The sequence below is a fragment of the Micromonospora sp. NPDC049580 genome, assembly GCF_040675595.1.
Lineage (GTDB): Bacteria > Actinomycetota > Actinomycetes > Mycobacteriales > Micromonosporaceae > Micromonospora.
Genome location: NZ_JBFAPG010000747.1, coordinates 1 through 1936, shown reverse-complemented (window position 1 = coordinate 1936; position 1936 = coordinate 1). Strand labels below are relative to the sequence as shown.

Here is a 1936-nt window from a genome sequence, read left to right as displayed (position 1 = left end):
GGCCCGACTCCGGGCCGGCCTTCGACAGCGGTGTCAGTTGCTGGCCAGCGCGTCCGCCGCGGCCGGGTCGCAGTCGCGCAGGAACTGGGCGCAGCGGGCCGCCTCGTCGGCCTCGCCGATCTCGTCGGCGGCCCGGGAGAGCAGGTACAGGCAGCGGAGGAAGCCCCGGTTGGGCTCGTGCGACCACGGCACGGGCCCGTGGCCCTTCCAGCCGTTGCGGCGGAGCTGGTCCAGGCCACGGTGGTAGCCGGTGCGGGCGTACGCGTACGCCGTCACCACCGCACCGGCCGCGAACGCCCGGGCCGCGAGCTCCGCCCAGGCGGCGCTGTAGGTCGGGAAGCGGGCCGCCACCTCGGCGAACGCCTCATCGGTGCCGGCCTCCTGGGCGGCGGCCAGGGCGGCGTCGGCCTCGTCGTTCGCGGGCAGGAGGGTGGCCGGTGGCTCCGGCAAAAGGTTCTGCATCGCCCCATTCAACCCGCTGGACAGGGCGACACGCGAGCGGGTCGGCCGACACGTTCCGCTGAACGGCTGAGGAGTTCATCACGCCTGCGGCCTATGCCGCCGCCAGGTGTTTTCCATTACAACTAATGGTCCGGAGCCTCCCCAGGACCCGGTTACGCAGGAGCCCGGTGGCCACGACCACCGGGCTCCTGTCGCTTCCACCCCGCCCGGGGTTTGGCAGGCCCCACCAAAGGGGCAGGATGGCCGGGTGCCGACCCCACCTCCCACGGACGTCATCGAGCCGCACCTGCACGCCGACGAGATCCAGACCCGGGACGAGTTCGACCGGCAGCTGGTCACCGGCCGCCTGACCGGGCTGACCGTGCAGGGCCTGCGCCTCGACCTCGCCCCGGTGCCCGACCTGACCGACATCGAGGTCACCGGCACCCTCTTCGTCGGCTGCCGGTTCGCCTCCCGGGAGGTCGGCGCCGACCTGGTCCGGCGGGGCGCGAACGTGGTGCCGCCGTTCTCCGGGCTGCCGTACCCGACCCAGCCGGCGCACCTCTACACCCCGGACGACCTGGCCGCCGGGTTCGCCGAGGGCGGGTTCGCCGGGATGTACGACACCCGGGTGTACGAGCACTACCGGGCGCACGGGGGCGCGCTGCCGGACGTGAAGGAGGCGCTCGGTCAGCGGCTGCACGACCATGGCGTGGACAACGCGCTCGCCGACGCCACCCGCGCCTGGCTGGGCGGGTACGGGCCGCAGTCGGTGGTGGGCATCATGGGCGGTCACGCGGTGCGGCGCGGCAGTGCGGCGTACCGGATGGCGGCCGTGCTGGGGTGGGAGCTGGCGCGGGCCGACCGGTTGGTGGTGACCGGCGGTGGTCCCGGGGTGATGGAGGCGGCGAACCTCGGCGCGTACCTGGCGGACCGGCCGGCGGCGGACCTGACCGCGGCGATCGACCTGCTGGCCACCGCGCCCGACTTCACCGACCACCACCGGTACACGGCCGTGGCGTTGACGGTCCGGCAGCGGTACGCGGGCGTGCCCCGCCAGCGCGCCGGGGACGCCGGGTGGGCACGGGCCGGAGGGCTGGCCATCCCGACCTGGCTGTACGGGCACGAGCCGGCGAACCTGTTCGCCGGCCGGATCGCCAAGTACTTCTCGAACGCCATCCGGGAGGACACCATCCTGCGGCTCGCCCGGGGCGGCATCGTCTTCGCGCCGGGGCGGGCGGGCACGGTGCAGGAGGTGTTCCAGGCGGCCACCAAGACCTACTACGGCACCGACGGGGCCAGCGGCGCGTACATCTTCCTGGACCGCGACTACTGGACTCGTGAGCTGCCGGTCGAGGCGCTGCTGCGCCCGCTGCTGGCCGCCTCCCCGTTCGGTGACCTGTCGTCGACGATCCACCTCACCGACGACGTCCGCGAGGCCGTCCGCCTGTTGACGACCTGACGGCGACGGCCGGCTCCCCGAGGGAGAGCCGGC

At 74.1% G+C, this 1936-nt stretch carries 2 protein-coding genes; one reads left to right on the top strand and one right to left on the bottom strand.

The window, feature by feature from the left end; translation table 11 throughout:
- Positions 1–33: 33 nt before the first annotated feature.
- Positions 34–462 carry a DUF3151 domain-containing protein gene (locus AB0J68_RS31700; protein ID WP_354860259.1) on the bottom strand — a complete coding sequence of 143 codons (429 nt, stop codon included), beginning with the start codon at positions 460–462 and terminating at the stop codon, positions 34–36.
- A 247-nt stretch (positions 463–709) separates the two neighbouring features.
- Here AB0J68_RS31700 and AB0J68_RS31695 point away from each other — a divergent pair, with 247 nt between their 5' ends.
- A complete protein-coding gene (locus AB0J68_RS31695; RefSeq protein ID WP_363942511.1) occupies positions 710–1903 on the top strand; it encodes a hypothetical protein in 1194 nt (397 codons plus the stop codon).
- The last annotated feature ends 33 nt before the right edge of the window (positions 1904–1936 follow it).